This window comes from Streptomyces sp. NPDC002619, assembly GCF_042889305.1.
GTDB lineage: Bacteria > Actinomycetota > Actinomycetes > Streptomycetales > Streptomycetaceae > Streptomyces.
Window position 1 is genome coordinate 1 of record NZ_JBIAQV010000162.1, and the last position, 1,292, is coordinate 1,292.

A 1,292-nucleotide genomic window follows, 5' to 3' on the forward strand; every position below is an offset into this window, starting at 1 on the left:
GGGGGCCCGGGTGCGGTTCCAACTAGTCTGAAGCGCCTGACGATCAACGGTCATGGCGTCAGTGTGGCCGATGCCGTTGGCAGGGTCACGCGACTTTCGCCGGTCGTCCGCCCCAGCGGAGGCCCTTCTCGCTGCGGATGCGGGCTCGCTCGCGGCGTTGGGCAGCCAGCACATCGGGGTGCCGAGCGTTGGTGTTGCGCCAGCGCAGGTAGGCGTGCAGGGCCCGGGTCTGGACGGTGTGGTTGCGGTGGTTGGAGTTGGCGACGGTGAACTGCCGCAGCGGCCCGAAGTGGGCCTCGATCGGGTTGGCCCAGGACGCGTAGGTCGGGGTGAAGCACAGCTCGACCCGGTTCTTCCTCGCCCAGCGTCGGATCGTCTCGCCCTTGTGGGCCGAGAGGTTGTCCAGAATGACGTAGATGGGGGCGCCGTCCGGGCGGGCCGCGCGGATCGACCTCAGCGCGGCGAGGGTGTTCCCGGTGCCCTTCTTGCGACGGTTGACGCCCCACAGGGTGTCGTCTCCGATCGAATAGCAGCCGTGGAAGTAGCGCACGCCGTGGGTGCGGTGGTAGGTCGCGGGGTTCCGCTCGGGACGTCCCTGCTCGGCCCAGCACGATCCGGCGGTGGGCCGGATGCCGAGCGGGCCGAACTCGTCGAATGCGAAGACACGATCCGGGAAGTGCTCCAGCACGTGCTCGATGCGGTCGAGCTTGACGTCGCGCTCGGGGTCCGGGGACTCCTTCCAGGTCTTGGTGCGCTGGAAGGTGATGCCGCGGCGGGCGAGCAGGCCACGTAACGCCTCGCGGCCGATCCGGATCACGCGGCCGTGAACTTTCCGCAGGTAAGCGGCGAGTTTGCGGACGGACCAGTGGGTGAAGGGCTGGCCGAGCTTGGTCGGGCGGGTGGTGGCCGTCTGGACGACGAAGTCCTCGTCGTCAGGACTGAGCAGGCGGGGACGGCCTCCCGCCCACCGAGGGTCCAGGCAGGCCAGGCCGATCTCGTTGAACCGGTGGATCACGTCCCGGACGGTGTCCTCGTCGGCCTGCACCAGCTTCGCGATCACCGGGACCCGGTTCCCGCCGGCCGAGGCCAGCAGCATCATCGCGCGCCGGTAACGCACCGAACTGGTGCTGCCCCGGCGCACGATCTGCTGCAGCTTCTGCCCTTCCTGGTCGGTCAACCTGCGCACACGGACAGGGTCAGCCACCACACCCCCCGACAGTCGGATCGCATGTCACCACACATCCAACCGCCGCAACCGCCAATCCGGCGAACCTTCCCGGTCAGAGCACTAG

General features: G+C 68.9%; 1 protein-coding gene. It reads right to left on the reverse strand.

The features are described from left to right. Nucleotides 1–85: 85 nt before the first annotated feature. Nucleotides 86–1,204 (reverse strand): IS630 family transposase, encoded by a 1,119-nt coding sequence (locus tag ACFYXB_RS46005; RefSeq protein WP_389591482.1) that lies wholly within the window; start codon nucleotides 1,202–1,204, stop codon nucleotides 86–88. Between the last annotated feature and the right edge of the window lie 88 nt (nucleotides 1,205–1,292).